The organism is Pseudomonas sp. FYR_2, from assembly GCF_043106425.1.
GTDB classification, from domain to species: domain Bacteria; phylum Pseudomonadota; class Gammaproteobacteria; order Pseudomonadales; family Pseudomonadaceae; genus Aquipseudomonas; species Aquipseudomonas monteilii.
Map to the genome: position 1 here is coordinate 203,429 of NZ_JBICMM010000016.1, position 17,521 is coordinate 220,949.

Here is a 17,521-nt window from a genome sequence, read left to right on the forward strand (position 1 = left end):
CCAAACAGGTGTTTTTCCGCATGAGCACGACCCTGCTGGTTGTCGACGATGACGACGAGATCCGCGAACTTCTTTGTGACTACCTGACAGATGCCGGCTACAACGTGCTGGCCGCTGCCGACGGCCAGCAAATGCGCGACCAGCTGGCCCGGCACAAGGTGGAGCTGGTGGTGCTCGACTTGATGCTGCCGGGCGAAGATTGCCTCAGCCTGTGCCGCCAACTGCAAGCGACGCCGGGGCTGGCAGTCATCATGCTGTCGGCCAAGGGCAGCACGCTGGACCGCATCATCGGCCTGGAAGTAGGCGCCGACGACTACCTGGCCAAGCCTTTCGAGCCCCGTGAGTTGATCGCCCGGATCAAGGCCGTGCTGCGGCGCCCGCAACGGCTGGAGCCCTCTGTCGAAGAGCCTGCCGTGGTGGATGCCCAAGTGTTCGCGGGCTTCCGCCTGGAACATGTGAAGCGCCTGCTCACCCGCCCCGATGGCGAAACCCTGACCCTGCCGCGCTCCGACTACCGCGTGCTGCGCGAACTGCTGGAAGCCAACAACCGGGTCGTTTCGCGCGATCAGCTGACCCGCAGTGCGTTCGGCCGCGACCACCTGCCCGATGACCGTTCGGTGGACATGTGCGTCAGCCGCCTGCGCCAGCACCTGCGCCGCGCGCCGGCAGGTGCCGCGCAGATACTCACCATCCGCAATGAAGGCTACCTGCTGAGCATCGCCAGTAACGTGGCGGATGCCTGAGATGCGCTGGCTTCGCCGCCTGTGGCCACGTACCTTGTTTGGCCAACTGCTGCTGATCATGGTCAGCGGCACGTTGGTGATCCAGTTGATGTCGAGCAGCATCTGGTTCGATGTGCGTTTCGCGCAGGTACTCGAAGCCCCCATTCGGCTGATCGCTGCACGCAGTGCACCGCTCATCGCCCAGGCCGACTGCCACGCTGGCCCGTTGCAGGTACCCGCCCACTACCACCTGCGTTGCGCCGAAACCTTGCCCACACCAGCGCATGACGAACGTCGCGGGCGCAGGCGTGTCGAGCTGTTGCTGCATCAGGCCCTCAAATACGAACTGGGGCATGCCCAGGACGTGCGCCTGATAAAGGTGCAGCTAACCGATGAGCTGGGCCAGCCAATCGTCTGGCGCAGCCTGTTCGGGCTGCGCACGGCCCAGGCGCATATCCAGTTCGCGGTGCCGTTGGCCGATGGCCATTGGCTGACCATCGACGGCCAGGAACTGCAAGGCTGGAGCGGCGAGTCGGCCTGGGTGTTGATCAGCGATTACCTGTTGCGGGTGTATGCACTGCGCATCGTCGCGGTGCTGCTGGTGTGCCTGATAGCCGTACGCCTGTGCTTGCGCCCCTTGCGGCGCTTGGCCGATGCCGCACGTGGCCTGGGTAGCAACCTTGAGCAAGCGCCTTTGGCACTGGATGGCCCGGAGGAAGTGCGCCAGGCTGCCCAGGCCTTCAATGCCATGCAGCAACGCCTGATTGCCATGGTCAACGACAAGGCCTACTTCCTGGCCGCCGTGTCTCACGACCTGCGTACCCCGCTGACCCGCATGCGCCTGCGCCTGGAGCGCCTGCCTGACGATGAGCACCGACAGCGTCTGCGGCAGAACATTACGCAGATGGACGACATGATCGGCCAGGTGCTCGACTACCTGCGCGCAGGTGAGCAGTTGAACCGGCAGCAAGTGGACCTGGACCGGCTGGTGGCACGCCAGTGCGCTGAACTGGCTACCCCTGAAGAACCGCTACCGGTGCATGGCCAAGCGGGTCATTCACAGCTCGATGCCCTGCTGCTGCAGCGCTGCCTGCAAAACCTGCTGGTGAATGCGTTGCGATACGCCAAGGACGTTTCGGTCACACTGGAACGGGCTACCACGGGGGTGTTCATCCATATCGATGACCGTGGGCCAGGGATAGCGCCAGCGCTGCTAGCGACCATCACCGACCCGTTCGTGCGCGGTGAAGGGTCGCGTAACCAGGCTTCCGGTGGGTATGGGTTGGGGTTGAGCATCGCTCAACGGATTGCCAGCAGCCATGGGGGGGAGCTGATGCTGGCAAATCGTGAAGGCGGTGGGTTGCGGGTCAGCATACTGCTGCCCATCTGAAGGCAGACGCGGTCCTACAGGGGACCGCGAGCGCTCTGGAATACGCAATCAGGTAACAGTCTTTTACCGATTACCCAGGTTTTCCCCTGCCCGCCTTTGCCTATCCTATGCCCGGTCATCCTGCCTGCGATGGACCCATGAAACACTCTCTGCCCAGCCGCTACGCCTGCCTTGCCATCTGCCTGTTGTTCAGCTTCGCCAGCCTGCCACTGCTGTCCCAGCATGCCTGGCTCTGGCCACTAACGCTGATCACCGCCCTGCTCAGCCTGGTCGGTCTGAACGACCTGCGCCAAAGCCACCACGCCGTGCGCCGCAACTACCCGATTCTGGGCAACATCCGTTACCTGATCGAAACCATCCGCCCGGAAATCCGCCAGTACCTGATCGAGGGTGACGACGACAAGCTGCCGTTCTCCCGTTCGCAACGCTCGCTGGTGTACGCCCGCGCCAAGAACGAAAGCGCCGAGAAAGCCTTCGGCACGCTCAACGACGCCTACAAGCCCGGCTTCGAGTTCATCAGCCATTCCATGCTGCCAGTGGCTACGCCAGACCCGGCATCGTTCCGCATCGCCATTGGCGGGCCGCAATGCCGCCTGCCTTACTCGGCCTCGATCTTCAACATCTCGGCCATGAGCTTCGGCGCACTCAGCGCCAACGCCATCGCCGCCCTGAACCGGGGTGCGCGCATGGGCCGTTTTGCCCATGACACCGGCGAAGGCAGCATCAGCCCGTACCACCGCGAACATGGCGGTGACCTGATCTGGGAGGTCGGCAGCGGCTACTTCGGTTGCCGCACCGAGGACGGCCGCTTCGACCCTCGACGCTTCGCCGAGCAGGCCCGCTCGCCGCAGGTGAAGATGATCGAGATCAAGCTCAGCCAAGGTGCCAAACCGGGCCACGGCGGCATTTTGCCAGGGCACAAGGTCAGCCCCGAAATTGCCGAAACCCGTGGTGTGCGCGTAGGCGAGGACTGCATCTCGCCGGCAGCGCACAGCGCCTTCCGCACACCAGTGGAATTGCTGCAGTTCGTTGCCAGCCTGCGTGAGCTGTCGGGTGGCAAACCCGTTGGCTTCAAGTTTTGCCTGGGCCACCCGTGGGAATTCATGGGTATCGCCAAGGCCATGCTGGCCACCGATATCACCCCGGACTTCATCGTCGTGGATGGCAAGGAAGGCGGTACCGGCGCGGCACCCCGCGAGTTCAGTGACAACATCGGCGTGCCCATGCGTGAAGGCCTGATGTTCGTGCACAACACCTTGGTCGGCCTGAACCTGCGCTCCAGCATTCGCATTGGTGCGGCGGGCAAGATCGTCAGTGCCTTCGATATCGCCAGCGTGCTAGCCATCGGCGCGGACTGGGTCAATTCGGCACGCGGCTTCATGTTCGCCATTGGTTGCATCCAGTCGCAGAGCTGCCACACCAACAAATGCCCGACCGGTGTAGCCACGCAAGACCCGCTGCGCCAGCGTGCCCTGGTGGTGCCAGACAAGGCCGAGCGGGTAGCCAGCTTCCACCGCAACACACTGCATGCACTGGCCGAAATGCTGGCAGCTGCAGGGCTGGAGCACCCTTCGGAGCTTAAGCCCAAGCACCTGGCCCGGCGCATCAGCCCTAGCGAAATAGGGCTGTTTTCGGACCTGCATACGTTCCTCAAGCCAGGCGAACTGCTCAGTGGTTCGATTGAAAGCGAGTTTTATGCGCGCATGTGGCGGATGGCGCGCAGCGACAGTTTTGCGCCGGAAGCAGGAGAACTGATGCCCGCTGGGGCAAAAGCCGCGCGCCGAAAAGAAACAGCCCCGGCATAAGCCAGGGCTGTTCGATACATCAGATCAGGATCAGAAGATGCTGATCGGGTACTCGACGAATACGCGGACTTCGTTGCCGTCGTCGTTGTAACCGTTCTGCTGCACGGCATTGTTGGTACGCAGGAACGAGCTACGCAGCTTGATGGACAGGTCTTTGGCCGGGCCGTCCTGCACCACGTAACGGATCTGGTTGAAGATTTCGCGCTCTTTACCTTCGCCGAAGCCCTGCGGGTTGGCGACGTTGCGGGTGTTGATGTTGTCACCCACCACGTAGGCCAGCTTGTAGGTCAGGCCCGGGATGCCGTAGGCACCGAAGTCCAGGCCGTAGCCCAGCTGCCAGGAGCGCTCGTCTTCGGCGTTGAAGTCGGACCAGTACGAGTTGGCCAGGTAGATGGTCGAACCACCGTCACCCACGCCACCAGCGTTCTGGTAGAAGCCGTAGTTGTAACCGGTGCTGCCGGTGCTGCGCTGGTGGGCGAGGGTGAACGAGTGCGCACCGTACGCGTAAGTCGCAGCCAGGCTCCAGATGGTGTTGGAGTCGCCGTTCAGGCCAGCAGCCTGGACGTATTGCTTGTCGATGTCCGACTTGTAGCCGTTGAAGTCCAGGGTCAGGGACTGGTCGCTGGCAATCGGGAAGACGTAGTTCAAGCCCAGGTAGTGCTTCTTCATCACGTCTTCGGTGTCGGCGGTGTACAGCGAAGCGGTGAAGTTGTCGGTGAACTTGTAGCTACCACCGAAGACGTTGATCGACTTCAGACCGCCACTATCGCGGCCCTCGGCACTTTTGCGCGCTTCCTGGGTGAAGCGACCGGCGTTCAGTTCCAGGCCCTGGATCTCTTTGGAAGTGATCAGGGTACCGGTGTAGCTTTCTGGCAGCAGACGCGCATCGTCGTATTGCAGCACTGGCAGTGCTGGCATCTGGTCACCATACTTCAGCACGGTGTTGGAGATGCGGAACTTCACTGCTGCACCGGCGCGGGCCAGGTTGTGCGGCGAGCTGGCGTTGCCTTCGGCGTTGGTGGTTTCGTGCGGCTTGAAGAAGTCGACGCCGCCGCCACCGTTGTGGCCTTTGCCGCCATCAAGGCGAACAGCGTACAGGCCGAATGCATCGACGCCCACCCCAACGGTGCCTTGGGTGAAACCGGAGTTGAAGGTGCCGATGAACGCCTGGCCCCATTCGATCTGGTCGTCGGTGCCGTGCTTCTTGTCACGGTTGATGTAGGCGTTGCGCAGAAGGACGTTGGCGTGGCTGTCCTCGATGAAGCCCTTGCTGTCGGCCTGGTCATTGGCCTGTGCCTGGGTCGCGGCGATCATTGCCAGGGCGACCAGGCTGATCCTGGTTTTCAACATGTTGTTTTCCTTATTTCTTAATCAAAAACGCTCTGCACTATGACGCCAGGAACCAACGCCCCTTCGTAGGTTCGACGCTATGCGGATCCAGCCTGGTGGGCCTGCCGGTACGTACACGGCGGCCCTGGGCAGCAGCTTGGCCAAGATCATGGCCAGCAGGCGTTGGCCGAATCCTAGCCGTGTGCGATTACAAATGTCAAAAAGTCGTGAAATGCAGGTTGATATAACCAAAATGACCGGTAGGTCTGGTGCATTTTCACGCCTGCTTGCGCTATCAGTGGGCAATTTATCTTGTGCCGGAAATTGCCTTTTGATCGATCGGACAAATTCCCGCAAGCCGCAAATCGCATGGCGGCGAAGCCTGTTACAAACAGACACATATGTAAAGACAAGCCTTTACAAATACCCAAGCAAGAGCAAATAGCAAGCATTACCATTCGCACCTCTTTTTCACCTGCCCGGTCCGGATGTGCCCATGCTTGTACCCTGCCGCCTTTCCCCCCTCACGCTTGGCCTGTCGCTGCTGTTCAGCGCCAGCCTGGCCAGTGCCGCCACCACCACGCTGCCGGAGTCGTCGGTTACCGCCGACAGCGAGCGCGAGAAAGACAACCCGCGTGTCAAAGAGGTGAGCACCGCCACCCGCACCTCCACGCCCGTGCGTTACGTGCCTCAGGCGATCGACACGGTGAAAACCGCCAACGTGCTGGACTACGGCAGCAACACCCTGGGCAAGGCGCTGGAAGGCATCCCCAACGTCAGCAGTGGCGCCGACACCCGTTTCGACAGCGTGCGCATTCGTGGCTTCGAAGCCAGCAACGACTTCTACCTGGATGGCATTCGCGACGACAGCCAGTACATCCGCGACCTGCACAACATCGAGCGAGTCGAGGTTCTGAAAGGGCCAGCGGCAGTGCTATATGGCCGTGGCAGCCAAGGGGGCATCGTCAACCGGGTCAGCAAGGCACCGGAACCAGGCCGCCGCTCGACCATCGAGGCACAAGCTGGCAGCGAAGACCTGCGCAGCCTGTATGCCGACCTCAGCGCCGACCCCAGCGACACCGTCAGCCTGCGCCTGAACATGGGCAACCAGGACAACAACAGCTTCCGCGACGGGATCGACGGCAGCCGCCAGTTGTTCGCACCGTCGATCAGCTGGCAGATCAACCCCGACCTGAACTGGCTGGTGCAGTATGAATACAGCCGCTACAACCGCACCCCGGACCGCGGGATCCCCGGGGTCAACGGTCGCCCGGCCGACGTCAGCCGTGGTACCACCTACGGCGACCAGCGCGACTACATCGATGACCGCGCCCAGTCCCTGCGCTCACGCCTGAACTACCAGCTGAACGAAACCTGGCAGCTGCGCCATACCTTGGGCCTGTTCAAGCTCGACAGTGAGTTCGACAACACCTATGTCACGGGCTACAACGCCGGCACCAATGTCCTGACCCGCCAGCGCTGGCAGCAGGACCTGAACACCCGCAACCTGTTCAACAACCTGGAGGCTGAGGGCGATTTCGATACGTTGGGCCTGGAGCACAAGCTGCTGCTGGGCCTGGAGATCGGTAACCAGAAGCGTGACCCGGTGCTGTATACCGCCGGCAGTCAGTCGCTTCCGGGCTTGGGCAAACCCAGCAGCAACCAGCAGCACAATGGCAAGCTGTTGCTGTCGAGTGACAACCACACTGTGGTCGACAGCCGCGGCCTTTACCTGCAAGACCAGATCCGCCTGAGCGATCAATGGCAAATCCTGGCTGGCGTGCGCTTCGACCAGTTCGACGTGAAAACCACCAACAAGGACGGCATAAGCGAACCGCAGGACAGCAACGGTACCAGCCCGCGCCTGGGCGTGGTCTACACGCCATGGCGTGACCATTCGTTCTACGCTTCGTGGAGCAAAACCTTCTCGCCAGTGGGCGGCGGCCTGATCGGCATCACCCCGGATGCGCCGGGCAACGGCAACGACGCCAAGCCGGAAGAGACTCGCCAGAAAGAAATCGGGGTGAAAAGCGACTGGCTCGACCAACGCCTGACCACCACCCTGGCCGTCTACGAACTGGAACTGTACAACCGCCGCACCCGTGATCCGGAAAACCCTAACAACATCCTGCTCAGCGGCTTGCAGCGTTCACGCGGCATCGAGCTGACTGCCACCGGCAACATCGTCGGCAACTGGTATGTACGCGGCGGCATCGGCCTGCAGGACGCCATCATTGTCAAGGACAACAACGGCCAGGAAGGCAACCGCATCAACGATGTGGCCAAGCGCAATGGCAGCCTGTTCATCACCTGGAAACCGGAGCTGGGCTGGTATGCCGAAACCGGCCTGACGCTGGTGGGCGAGCGTTACGCGGACAACCAGAACACCACGGTGTTGCCGGGGTATGGCCGCTGGGATGCACTGGCGGGGTACCGCACCCATGACTGGGATGTGCGGGCGGCGTTGAGCAACATTGCCGATAAGACTTACTACAGTTCGGCGACCAGTGCTGCGCAGATCATGGTGGGAGATCCTCGCAGCCTGGTGGTCACGGGTAGCTACAGCTTCTGATCTCTATTGCCTGTACCGGCCTCTTCGCGGGCATGCCCGCGAAGAGGCCGGTACAGGTAATATCGATTCGATCAGTGCCACACCCCCATCAACGCCTGCATCTCTGCATCGCTGATCAGCCCCTGGGGGTAGCGCCCTGCAAGCAGCCGCTGTGGGTCGGTCGTCCTGACCTTGTTGCTTCCATGGTGCTTCAACCACTTCGCAACCAGCTTGAGCGATTGGTGATTCACTGCCGATGGGCGCAATGCCGACTCACTTGCTGCGTTCATTTCTACACGTACTCCCTGGCCCGTGAGCGGCAAATTTACGTAGGTATTGTTACAGATCCGAGAGCGCGGCCTGGCCGAGCTATCTATCTGAAAAACAATACAAAACGTATGCCACCCAGGCCTCCGGCCATCGCCCGAAAAAAAAGGCCCGTCACATGACGGGCCTCTTCATTCACCACGCGCTCAGCGCTTGACCGGCGCCGGCTGCTGCTGGGTCAGGCAGTGAATGTTGCCACCGCCCAGCAACAGTTCACGGCCAGGGATCATCACCACCTCGTGGTCGGGGAAGATCTTCGCCAGGATCGCTCTGGCTTCGGCATCTGCCGGGTCATCGAAGCTTGGCGCAATGATGCCGCCGTTGACGATCAGGAAGTTCACGTACGAACCGGCCAGGCGCACCGACGGGTCACGCTCCTGGCTACCGGCCACATGATCGACACCGGCACACTCTTCAGCCGTGGCGAACAGCGGGCCCGGAATCGGCATTTTATGCACGATGAACTCACGGCCCTTGGCGTCGCGGGTGTTCTTCAACACCTCCATGGCAGCGTGGCAGCGCACATAATTGGGGTCGTTGGAATCATCGGTCCAGGCCAGTAACACTTCGCCTGGGCGCACGTAACAGCAGAAGTTGTCGACGTGGCCGTCGGTTTCGTCGTTGTAGAGGCCATCCGGCAGCCACACCACAGTGTCGACCGCCAGCTGGTCGCGCAACACCGCTTCGATCTGCTCGCGGTTCAGATGCGGGTTGCGGTTACGGTTGAGCAGGCATTCCTCGGTGGTGATCACGGTGCCTTCACCGTCCACGTGAATCGAGCCGCCCTCAAGCACGAAGCCTTCGGTGTGGTAGCGCTGGCAGCGCTCCATTTCCAGCACTTTGGCGGCCAGTTCCTCGTCGCGGTTCCAGGGTGCATACAGGCCGCCATCGAAGCCGCCCCAGGCATTGAAGCCCCAGTCCACACCACGCACTTCACCCTGGTCGTTGATGACGAAGGTCGGGCCGGTATCACGCACCCAGGCGTCATCGTTGCTGATTTCGACTACGCGAATGTTCGGCTGGTCGAGCTGGCGGCGGGCATTTTCGTACTGGCCGGCAGAGGCTGCGACGGTCACAGGCTCGAAGCGGGCAATGGCCTTGGCCAAGGTGACGTGGGCTGCCTGGGCAGGCTTACCCCCCAGGCGCCAGTTGTCCGGGCGCTCCGGCCAGACCATCCACACCTGGGTTTGCGGGGCCCACTCGGCGGGCATGTGGAAACCATCGGCACGGGGCGTGGTGTTGAGGGTTTTCATGGGTGACCTCTGTGATGGCCCTGAGCCGGACTGTGCTGGGGCGTTTGTGAATTTATAACCGATATATATCGACATTTAAAGCCCGTCAGTCGGGACTTTTCCGCTAAAACGACAAACTTGTACCGATAACAATCGAGCCTAATCTGCCCTTGTCTGGTGCCGATAACAGTCTGACGTCTACCATAGCCACACCTTATGCATCCTGTTACAGCTCCCAGCGGAAAATTCCAGCGGGGCCGACTAGGGTCAATACTTGGGCAACGGGCCAGCGAGCCACTATGAACATCATTCCTACTGCAATACCTGAAGTACTGATTATCGAGCCGAAGGTTTTCGGTGACAGCCGTGGTTTTTTCTTCGAAGCATTCAACGCGCGTGAGTTCGCACGGCAAACCGGCGTGAATGCCGAATTCGTCCAGGACAACCACTCACGCTCCATCAAGGGTGTACTGCGCGGGCTGCATTACCAGGTGAAAAACACCCAAGGCAAACTGGTGCGCGTGGTGCAGGGGGAAATCCGCGATATCGCCGTGGACGTACGCAAAAGCTCGCCAACGTTCGGCCAATGGGTCGCCGTGCATCTGTCGGCCGACAATCACCGTCAACTGTGGATTCCACCTGGCTTCGCCCATGGCTTTGCAGTCATGAGCGAGTCGGCCGAGTTTCTCTACAAGACCACCGACTACTACAACCCGGACGCCGACCGCTGCATCCGCTGGGACGACCCCCAACTGGCAATCAACTGGGGGCTGCAGCAACCCCCGGTGCTATCAGACAAGGACAAGCTAGGGCTGCCACTCTCAGAGTCGGAACTGCTGCCTTAACTAGCGCATAATTGCGCCAGACTTTTCTGGCGCATTTACGTGATGATTGCAAAACCCACGCCCCCACGCCGTCCCCGCTGGCGCAGCCTGGCCCTGTTGGCCCTTTGCCTGGCCCCGCTCCTGTGGCCTCTGCACCACCTGGCCGAGCGTTACTACCAGGATGAACTGGCCTCGCAGAACCGCCAGACCCTCGACCTGTACGTCGCCAACCTGCTCGGCACCCTGCACCGTTATGAAACCCTGCCACAAATCCTTGGCGACCTGCCGGCGCTGCGGGGTGTACTGGCCGACCCGTTCCGCCTGGAAGCAGTAACCAACGCCAACCGCCTGCTAAAAGACATCGTGCAGCAGACAGGCGCCGAGGTGATGTACCTGATGGACATCAGCGGCAACACCCTGGCCGCGTCCAACTGGGACAAGCACGACAGCTTCGTCGGCCGCAATTTCGCCTTCCGCCCCTACTTCAACGAAGCCATGGCCGGCCACCTGGGCCGCTTTTTCGGCCAGGGCACCACCTCGGCCAAGCGCGGCTACTTCTTTGCCGCCGCCGTGCGCGACCGTGAGCGTGTCGTTGGCGTGCTGGTGGTGAAGGTTGACCTCGACCACACCGAGACCCTCTGGGGCCGTACCCCCGAGCAGCTGTTGCTGACCGACCACAATGGCGTGGTCATCCTCACCTCGCGGCCTGACTGGCGCTTCCGCGCTACCCGTGTGCTGACCGAAGCCGAACGCCAGGCCATCATCGCCATCCAGCCCTACCCAACCCAGGCACCGCAACCCCTGATGCTCAACCCGGATGCCTGGATCACCCAGACCCGCGATATCAAGGAAACCGGTTGGCAAGTGAGCATTCTCGCCCCTCGCCTACTGGTCGACCGTTCGGTACAGACGGTAATGGCCATCGGCGCAGGCACCCTGCTGGTGGTGATGCTGTTGGCCGGGCTGGTGATGCAGCGGCGCCGCCACTACATCGACCGTATCGACTTCGAGGCCCGTGGCCGCCAGCAGCTGGAAAAGCGTGTGGCCGAACGTACGGCCGACCTCGAAGGCCTCAACTCCCGCCTCAAAAGCGCCGTGCTGGAGCGCGAGAACGCTCAGCAGGAAGCGGTACGTGCCCAGGACGAACTGGTGCAGGCCGGCAAGCTGTCGGTTCTCGGCACCATGTCGGCCAGCATCAGCCATGAGCTGAACCAGCCACTGGCGGCCATCCGCAGTTACGCGGAAAACGCCGAGATCCTGCTCGACCACCAACGCACCGAAGACGCCCGCGGCAACCTCAAGCTGATTGGCGAACTGACCGGGCGTATGGCCTCGATCATTGCCCACCTGCGCGCCTTCGCCCGCCGCGACCGGCACGCCCCGGAGAGCGTAGCCCTGCAACCGGCCCTGGACGATGCCCTGGCGCTGCTGGCCAAGCGCCGCCGGGCCATGGCCGTGGAGCTGATCCGCGACCTACCCGAGGCCACCTTGTGGGTACAAGCCGGCGAAACCCGCCTGCGCCAGGTATTGGGCAACCTGCTCGCCAACGCACTCGACGCCCTGACCGAAAAAGCCAACCCGCGCCGCTTGTGGCTAAGTGCCGAGCAACGTGATGACTGCGTCTACCTATACATCCGCGACAACGGCCCCGGCTTCAGCCGCCAGGCCCTGGAGCACGCCAAGGAGCCATTCTTCACCACCAAGACCCGTACCCAGGGCCTGGGCCTGGGTCTGGCCATCTGCGAAAGCCTGATGCGTGCACTGGGCGGTGAACTGCTGCTGGCCAACCACCCGGAAGGGGGCGCGCTGCTGACCTTGCAGCTGCGCGTGGCCGCACCTGGCGCTACTTTGCCTAATTCGGAGGACCCCTCGGCATGACCACCGAGACACTGATCGACAGCCGAGCCCAGGTCATCCTGGTCGACGATGACCCGCACCTGCGCCAGGCACTGAGCCAGACCCTGGACCTGGCCGGCCTCAAGGTGGTCGCCCTGGCCGATGCCCAAGGCCTGGCCGACCGTATCGAGGCCGATTGGCCCGGCGTGGTGGTCAGCGACATTCGCATGCCCGGCATCGATGGCTTGCAACTGCTGGAGCAATTGCATGGCCGCGACAGTGAGCTACCGGTGCTGCTGATTACCGGCCACGGCGATGTACCGCTGGCGGTGCAGGCAATGCGAGCCGGGGCTTATGACTTTCTGGAAAAACCCTTTGCCACAGATGCCCTGCTCGACAGCGTGCGCCGCGCCCTGGCCCTGCGCCGCCTGGTGCTGGACAACCGCAGCCTGCGCCTGGCGCTGAGCGACCGCCAGCAACTGGCCACCCGACTGGTAGGCCATTCACCGTCCATGCTGCGCCTGCGTGAACAGATCGGCGCCTTGGCCGGTACCCGCGCCGATGTGCTGATTCTGGGTGAAACCGGCGCCGGCAAGGAGGTAGTGGCCCGCGCCCTGCACGATCTGTCCAGCCGCCGCGAGGGGCCGTTCGTGGCAATCAATGCCGGCGCGCTGGCCGAGTCGGTGGTCGAGAGCGAACTGTTCGGCCATGAGCCCGGTGCGTTCACCGGCGCGCAGAAGCGCCGCATCGGCAAGTTCGAGTTTGCCAACGGCGGCACGCTGTTCCTCGACGAAATCGAGAGCATGAGCCTGGATGTGCAGGTAAAGCTGCTGCGCATGCTGCAAGAGCGGGTAGTCGAACGCCTGGGCGGCAACCAGTTGATCCCGCTGGACATCCGCATCATCGCCGCGACCAAGGAAGACCTGCGCCAGTCTGCCGACCAAGGCCGCTTCCGCGCTGACCTGTACTACCGCCTGAACGTGGCACCGCTGCGTATTCCACCGTTGCGCGAACGCGGCGACGACATTCTGGTGCTGTTCCAGCACTTCGCCGACGCTGCCAGCCAGCGTCATGGCCTGCCACCGCACACCCTGCAACCGGCCCAGCGCGCCGTGCTGCTGCGCCACGACTGGCCAGGCAATGTACGCGAGCTGCAGAACGCGGCCGAACGCTTCGCCCTTGGCCTGGAACTGGCCCTGGACGGTCAGGCGCCACCGGCAGCGGTACCTGCAGCGCCCGTGCTGATTGGCAACCTGAGCGAGCAGGTCGAGCAGTTCGAACGCTCGCTGATCGCTGCCGAACTGGCCCAGCCACACAGCTCCATGCGCAGCCTGGCCGAGGCGCTGGGCATCCCCCGCAAGACCCTGCACGACAAGCTGCGCAAGCACGGCTTGAGCTTTGACGGCGGCAGCGGCGGGCATGACGACCATGAGGACAACCGTTGATGAACACCGATAGCCAATACCTGCAATCCGTCCTGCACAGCGACATCCCCCTGACCCGCGAAATGGGGCTTGAAGTACTCGACTGGCAGCAGCACACCCTGCGCCTGCAATTGCCACTGGCGGCCAACGTCAACCACAAGAGCACCATGTTCGGCGGCAGTTTGTACTGCGCAGCAGTGCTGGTGGGTTGGGGCTGGCTGCACCTACGTCTGCGTGAGCTGGGGATCGATGACGGGCATATCGTGATCCAGGAGGGGCAGATCAGTTACCCGCTGCCGGTTACCGGTGCAGCGGTAGCGCGCTGCGCGGCGCCGGATGAGAAAACCTGGGAGCGGTTCGTGAATATGTACCAGCGTCGCGGGCGGGCGCGGTTGACGCTGGAGACCACGGTGAGCAATGTCGGGAGTGACGAGCCCGCAGTCAGGTTCAACGGGCAGTACGTGTTACATCGCTGAGGCAAGCTGAATCAGCGCCTGGCGCCAGCTGGCAGCGCTAGGCAAGGCCAGGAAGAAGGGGTTGAGCAGGGACTCACGCGCCGGGTAGCGAAACGGCTTACCGTCAAGGCCAATCACATCGCCCCCGGCCCCTTCCAGCACGCCTTGTGCCGCAGCAGTATCCCACTGCGAAGTCGGCGCCAGGCGTGGATAACAATCGGCACTACCCTCAGCCAACAGGCAAAACTTCAGCGAACTGCCAATATTGGTCAGCTCCAGCTCGCCCACCGCAGCCCCCAGCCCGGCCAACAGCGCCTCCTGCTCCGGGCTGGAGTGCCGACGGCTGGCAACCACGGTGAAACGCTCGCCCACAGCGGGTGCGTTACGCACCTGGATCGGCTGTGCTGCCTCACCGGCCTCCGCACGCCAAGCCCCAAACCCGCGCCCACCAAAGTAGCAGCGCCCATTGGTCGGCATCGACACCACGCCAAACACCACCTCGCCGTTTTCAACCAGGGCGATGTTGACCGTAAATTCCTCACTGCCCGCAATGAATTCCTTGGTGCCATCCAGCGGGTCGACCAGCCACCAGCGGCTCCAGCCCTGGCGCTCGGCCAGCGGAATATTGCAGTCTTCTTCGGACAACACCGGAATGTGCGGGGCCAGCGCCAACAGGCCATCGGCAATTACCCGGTGCGCTGCCAGATCGGCGGCGGTTACCGGCGAGTCATCAGCCTTGTTGGTAACCGCCACATCGGCACGCCAGAACGGCAGGATCGCCTCGCCCGCCGTCAGCGCCAGCTTGACCACTTCATGCATCAGTTGCAGGTCGTTCATAGCTCCAGCAGCCCCCGCTGGATCAGCAGGTCACGCGCCAGGTACAGCGCCGCCAAGGCGCGTCCTTCGGTGAACTGCGGGTGCATGGCCAATGCCGACAGCTCACGCAGGTTGACCTTGTCGACCCGCATCGGCTCTGGCTCGTCGCCTTCCAGGCGTTCTTCGTACAGGTCGCTGGCCAACACCACCTGGATCTTCTGGCTCATGTAGCCCGGCGACAGCGACAGCTCGGTCAGGTGCTCCAGCTGACGCGCGCCAAAACCAGCTTCTTCCTTGAGCTCCCGGTCGGCGGCCGCCAGCACGTCTTCGCCCGGTTCGATCAGGCCTTTGGGCAACGACAGCTCGTACTCATCGGTGCCACCGCAGTATTCCTCCACCAGCACAGCGTGCTCGGCGTCGAGCATGGCCACGATCATCACCGCACCATAGCCGTTACCCCGACCCACCAAACGCTCGTAGGTACGTTCGTTGCCATTGCTGAAGCGCAATTGCACGGCTTCGACGCGAAACAGGCGGCTGCTGGCGACGATTTCGCGGCTGAGGACGGTGGGTTTCTGGCGCATGGGGCGGCTCCTTGGCGTGAACGGGTTACTATACCGTGGCTTGCCGACTGAACGAGAGTTTCCCATGCCTGTTCTTCCCTGGTCTGCCATCGATACCGTCCTGCTGGACATGGACGGCACCCTGCTCGACCTGCACTACGACAACCGCTTCTGGCTGGAGCATCTGCCCCAACGCTATGCCGAGCTGCACGGGGTAAGCCGGACCATGGCGGAAATGGAGCTGCAGCCGCTGTTCGAACGCAATGCCGGCACGCTGAACTGGTATTGCCTGGACTTCTGGAGCCGCGAGTTGCGCCTGCCGATTCGCGAGCTGAAGCAGGAAATCGCCGACCTGATTGCCCTGCGGCCGGATGCCGATACTTTCCTGGCGGCGATTCGCCAAGCCGGCAAGCGGGTGGTGATGATTACCAATGCGCACCGCGACTCGCTGTCGCTGAAGCTGGAGCGGGTGGAGCTGGCGCCGTATTTCGAGCGGCTGATCAGCTCACACGATTATGGCTACCCGAAGGAAAGCCCACAGTTCTGGGATGCGTTGCAGGCGGATATCGGTTTTGATCCGGAGCGCAGCCTGTTTATCGATGACACGTTGGCGATTTTGCGCAGTGCGCGGCGGTTTGGTGTGGGGCATTTGTTGGCGGTTCGCCAGCCGGACAGCAAGGCAGAGCCGCGGGATACCGAGGAGTTTGCCGCGGTCGAGGATTACCGGGAATTGTTGGTCGGCCTGTGAGGGCCTCTTCGCGGGCAAGCCCGCGAAGAGGCCCTCACAGGCTGTGAAGATCAGTCAGGAATACGCAGCACCTGCCCCGGATAGATCTTGTCCGGGTGCGACAGCATCGGCTTGTTGGCCTCGAAGATCTTGTTGTACTGGTTGGCATTACCGTACACCACCACAGAAATGGCCGACAGCGTGTCGCCCTTCTTCACCGTAACAAACCTGGCCGCCGCAACCACCGGCCCGGTCACGGTGATCTGGTCATCCACGCTGGCCACGCCATTGATGTTGCCGGCGGCGAGAATGATCTTCTCCTTCTCCTCCTGGCTGGCCACCTCACCCTTGAGGATAATCTTGTCACCCTCTACCGTGGCACTGATGTTCGGGTTACCCAGGCCGACACTTTCCACGTGTTTCTTCAACTGCTCTTCGGCATTGGCGTTACCGGGGGTCAGCAGGTCGATCAACTTCTCGCCGGCTTCCTTCACGAAACTGAACAGGCTCATTGCGTTCTCCTTGTTGACGAAACCTCGGACACACGAGTCTAGGCCAGCTTTTCCACTCCCGCCCCTGTGCGACCAATCGACGCGGTCTATCACGGCATAGACCCTAGCGATTAGACGCCGCCGGCCCGCAAGCCTAGGCTTGTGCTATCAGAAAGCCGCCGGTATTCAACGCCTCCGATGAACAGCAAACCTCCGGTCTGCACGGCCTCATCGCCCTTGTCCATGCCCGCCGCCAGCAACACCTATGATTACGTTCAGCTCAACGACGCTAAACGTGACAGCACGCCGCTGGCCGAAGAAGTAGCCCTGGCCATCGTCTACAACGGCCTCAACCAGGCAGTGATGCTGGTCAGCCCCACCGACCTGGAAGACTTCGCCGTAGGCTTCAGTGTAGGTAGCGGCATTGTCGAAGGCACGGCCGAAATCTACGACCTCAAGCTCTCCGGCAGCGGCTCGGCCATGTACGCCGACTTGGAAATATCCAGCCGCGCCTTCTGGAACCTGAAAAACCAGCGCCGCCAACTGGCCGGCACCAGTGGTTGTGGCCTCTGCGGGGTCGAAGCACTGGAGCAGGCCCTGCCGGACCTGGCCGTACTGCCCGGTGCACCCTTGCCCCCGGCCCAGTGGCTGGTCGGCCTGCGCGAGCGCATCGATGCCTTCCAGCCGCTGGGCCAGCATTGCGGCGCCGTACATGCTGCGCTGTTCATGGACCGTCATGGCGAATTGCTGCTCGGCCGCGAGGACATCGGCCGGCACAACGCCCTCGACAAGCTGATCGGCGCACTGCTGCGCCAAGGCATCGACAGCCAGGGCGGCCTGGCCATCGTCACCAGCCGCTGCAGCCTGGAGCTGATCCAGAAGGTGCTGCGTGCAGGCATCCAGACCCTGGTCAGCCTGTCGGCGCCCACCGGCCTTGCCCTGCAATGGGCGCGCAAGCACAACCTCAACCTCATCCATTTGCCCAAGCACAGCGCACCGCGGGTCTACAGCCCAGCGGCGGAGTCGTAA

16 protein-coding genes are annotated in these 17,521 nt (G+C 62.5%); 10 read left to right on the forward strand and 6 right to left on the reverse strand.

Annotated elements, in window-relative coordinates:
* The first annotated feature begins 20 nt into the window (after nucleotides 1–20).
* The 3 genes from ACF8R4_RS06930 (at nucleotide 21) to ACF8R4_RS06940 (ending at nucleotide 3,917) form a co-directional block, all read left to right on the forward strand.
* Complete coding sequence (locus ACF8R4_RS06930; protein WP_392491980.1) at nucleotides 21–743, forward strand: response regulator; 723 nt, start codon at nucleotides 21–23, stop codon at nucleotides 741–743.
* A gap of 1 nt (nucleotide 744) precedes the next feature.
* Nucleotides 745–2,112, forward strand: coding sequence for an ATP-binding protein (locus ACF8R4_RS06935; RefSeq protein ID WP_164524045.1), 1,368 nt, complete (start codon nucleotides 745–747; stop codon nucleotides 2,110–2,112).
* Between the two features lie 137 nt (nucleotides 2,113–2,249).
* Nucleotides 2,250–3,917 carry an FMN-binding glutamate synthase family protein gene (locus tag ACF8R4_RS06940; protein WP_392491982.1) on the forward strand — a complete coding sequence of 556 codons (1,668 nt, stop codon included), beginning with the start codon at nucleotides 2,250–2,252 and terminating at the stop codon, nucleotides 3,915–3,917.
* Nucleotides 3,918–3,947: 30 nt separating this feature from the next.
* On the opposite strand, the gene ACF8R4_RS06945 is transcribed toward ACF8R4_RS06940, so the two are convergent.
* A complete protein-coding gene (locus tag ACF8R4_RS06945) occupies nucleotides 3,948–5,267 on the reverse strand; it encodes an OprD family porin (RefSeq protein ID WP_060501223.1) in 1,320 nt (439 codons plus the stop codon).
* A gap of 475 nt (nucleotides 5,268–5,742) precedes the next feature.
* On the opposite strand from ACF8R4_RS06945, the gene ACF8R4_RS06950 reads away from it, so the two are divergent.
* Nucleotides 5,743–7,818 carry a TonB-dependent siderophore receptor gene (locus ACF8R4_RS06950; protein ID WP_060501225.1) on the forward strand — a complete coding sequence of 692 codons (2,076 nt, stop codon included), beginning with the start codon at nucleotides 5,743–5,745 and terminating at the stop codon, nucleotides 7,816–7,818.
* Nucleotides 7,819–7,889: 71 nt separating this feature from the next.
* Here ACF8R4_RS06950 and ACF8R4_RS06955 read toward each other — a convergent pair whose 3' ends face one another.
* Complete coding sequence (locus tag ACF8R4_RS06955) at nucleotides 7,890–8,087, reverse strand: hypothetical protein (RefSeq protein WP_060501227.1); 198 nt, start codon at nucleotides 8,085–8,087, stop codon at nucleotides 7,890–7,892.
* Nucleotides 8,088–8,270: 183 nt separating this feature from the next.
* Complete coding sequence (gene aguA, locus ACF8R4_RS06960; RefSeq protein WP_060501229.1) at nucleotides 8,271–9,377, reverse strand: agmatine deiminase; 1,107 nt, start codon at nucleotides 9,375–9,377, stop codon at nucleotides 8,271–8,273.
* A 278-nt stretch (nucleotides 9,378–9,655) separates the two neighbouring features.
* Here aguA and rfbC point away from each other — a divergent pair, with 278 nt between their 5' ends.
* From rfbC to ACF8R4_RS06980, 4 genes are read left to right on the forward strand one after another with little or no spacing between them, the layout of a single operon-like run.
* Nucleotides 9,656–10,201, forward strand: a complete 546-nt coding sequence (rfbC, locus tag ACF8R4_RS06965; RefSeq protein WP_060501231.1) for a dTDP-4-dehydrorhamnose 3,5-epimerase — start codon at nucleotides 9,656–9,658, stop codon at nucleotides 10,199–10,201.
* 42 nt (nucleotides 10,202–10,243) lie between these two features.
* Nucleotides 10,244–12,058, forward strand: a complete 1,815-nt coding sequence (locus ACF8R4_RS06970) for an ATP-binding protein (protein ID WP_060501232.1) — start codon at nucleotides 10,244–10,246, stop codon at nucleotides 12,056–12,058.
* Entirely contained in the window at nucleotides 12,055–13,461 is a 1,407-nt protein-coding gene (locus ACF8R4_RS06975; RefSeq protein WP_060501234.1) for a sigma-54 dependent transcriptional regulator, read from the forward strand. Before ACF8R4_RS06970 ends, ACF8R4_RS06975 begins: the two co-directional genes overlap by 4 nt.
* Nucleotides 13,461–13,916, forward strand: a complete 456-nt coding sequence (locus ACF8R4_RS06980) for a YiiD C-terminal domain-containing protein (RefSeq protein WP_060501235.1) — start codon at nucleotides 13,461–13,463, stop codon at nucleotides 13,914–13,916. The genes ACF8R4_RS06975 and ACF8R4_RS06980 overlap by 1 nt, the downstream gene beginning before the upstream one ends.
* Here the strand turns inward: ACF8R4_RS06980 and cysQ are convergent.
* Nucleotides 13,905–14,732 carry a 3'(2'),5'-bisphosphate nucleotidase CysQ gene (gene cysQ, locus ACF8R4_RS06985; protein WP_104833622.1) on the reverse strand — a complete coding sequence of 276 codons (828 nt, stop codon included), beginning with the start codon at nucleotides 14,730–14,732 and terminating at the stop codon, nucleotides 13,905–13,907. The two genes, ACF8R4_RS06980 and cysQ, sit on opposite strands and share 12 nt — an antisense overlap.
* Complete coding sequence (nudE, locus tag ACF8R4_RS06990) at nucleotides 14,729–15,295, reverse strand: ADP compounds hydrolase NudE (RefSeq protein ID WP_060501240.1); 567 nt, start codon at nucleotides 15,293–15,295, stop codon at nucleotides 14,729–14,731. The genes cysQ and nudE overlap by 4 nt, the downstream gene beginning before the upstream one ends.
* A 64-nt stretch (nucleotides 15,296–15,359) precedes the next feature.
* Between nudE and yrfG the strand changes: the two genes are divergently transcribed.
* Nucleotides 15,360–16,022, forward strand: coding sequence for a GMP/IMP nucleotidase (gene yrfG / locus ACF8R4_RS06995; protein ID WP_164524042.1), 663 nt, complete (start codon nucleotides 15,360–15,362; stop codon nucleotides 16,020–16,022).
* Between the two features lie 50 nt (nucleotides 16,023–16,072).
* On the opposite strand, the gene lysM is transcribed toward yrfG, so the two are convergent.
* Entirely contained in the window at nucleotides 16,073–16,513 is a 441-nt protein-coding gene (lysM, locus tag ACF8R4_RS07000; RefSeq protein ID WP_060501244.1) for a peptidoglycan-binding protein LysM, read from the reverse strand.
* Nucleotides 16,514–16,690: 177 nt separating this feature from the next.
* Here lysM and fdhD point away from each other — a divergent pair, with 177 nt between their 5' ends.
* Entirely contained in the window at nucleotides 16,691–17,521 is an 831-nt protein-coding gene (gene fdhD, locus ACF8R4_RS07005; protein ID WP_104833624.1) for a formate dehydrogenase accessory sulfurtransferase FdhD, read from the forward strand.

Coding starts and splice junctions, on each gene's coding strand:
- ACF8R4_RS06930 (WP_392491980.1), top strand. CDS start 21: ATGAGCACGACCCTGCTGGTTGTCGACGATGACGACGAGATCCGCGAA.
- ACF8R4_RS06935 (WP_164524045.1), top strand. CDS start 745: ATGCGCTGGCTTCGCCGCCTGTGGCCACGTACCTTGTTTGGCCAACTG.
- ACF8R4_RS06940 (WP_392491982.1), top strand. CDS start 2,250: ATGAAACACTCTCTGCCCAGCCGCTACGCCTGCCTTGCCATCTGCCTG.
- ACF8R4_RS06945 (WP_060501223.1), bottom strand. CDS start 5,267: ATGTTGAAAACCAGGATCAGCCTGGTCGCCCTGGCAATGATCGCCGCG.
- ACF8R4_RS06950 (WP_060501225.1), top strand. CDS start 5,743: ATGCTTGTACCCTGCCGCCTTTCCCCCCTCACGCTTGGCCTGTCGCTG.
- ACF8R4_RS06955 (WP_060501227.1), bottom strand. CDS start 8,087: ATGAACGCAGCAAGTGAGTCGGCATTGCGCCCATCGGCAGTGAATCAC.
- aguA (WP_060501229.1), bottom strand. CDS start 9,377: ATGAAAACCCTCAACACCACGCCCCGTGCCGATGGTTTCCACATGCCC.
- rfbC (WP_060501231.1), top strand. CDS start 9,656: ATGAACATCATTCCTACTGCAATACCTGAAGTACTGATTATCGAGCCG.
- ACF8R4_RS06970 (WP_060501232.1), top strand. CDS start 10,244: ATGATTGCAAAACCCACGCCCCCACGCCGTCCCCGCTGGCGCAGCCTG.
- ACF8R4_RS06975 (WP_060501234.1), top strand. CDS start 12,055: ATGACCACCGAGACACTGATCGACAGCCGAGCCCAGGTCATCCTGGTC.
- ACF8R4_RS06980 (WP_060501235.1), top strand. CDS start 13,461: ATGAACACCGATAGCCAATACCTGCAATCCGTCCTGCACAGCGACATC.
- cysQ (WP_104833622.1), bottom strand. CDS start 14,732: ATGAACGACCTGCAACTGATGCATGAAGTGGTCAAGCTGGCGCTGACG.
- nudE (WP_060501240.1), bottom strand. CDS start 15,295: ATGCGCCAGAAACCCACCGTCCTCAGCCGCGAAATCGTCGCCAGCAGC.
- yrfG (WP_164524042.1), top strand. CDS start 15,360: ATGCCTGTTCTTCCCTGGTCTGCCATCGATACCGTCCTGCTGGACATG.
- lysM (WP_060501244.1), bottom strand. CDS start 16,513: ATGAGCCTGTTCAGTTTCGTGAAGGAAGCCGGCGAGAAGTTGATCGAC.
- fdhD (WP_104833624.1), top strand. CDS start 16,691: ATGAACAGCAAACCTCCGGTCTGCACGGCCTCATCGCCCTTGTCCATG.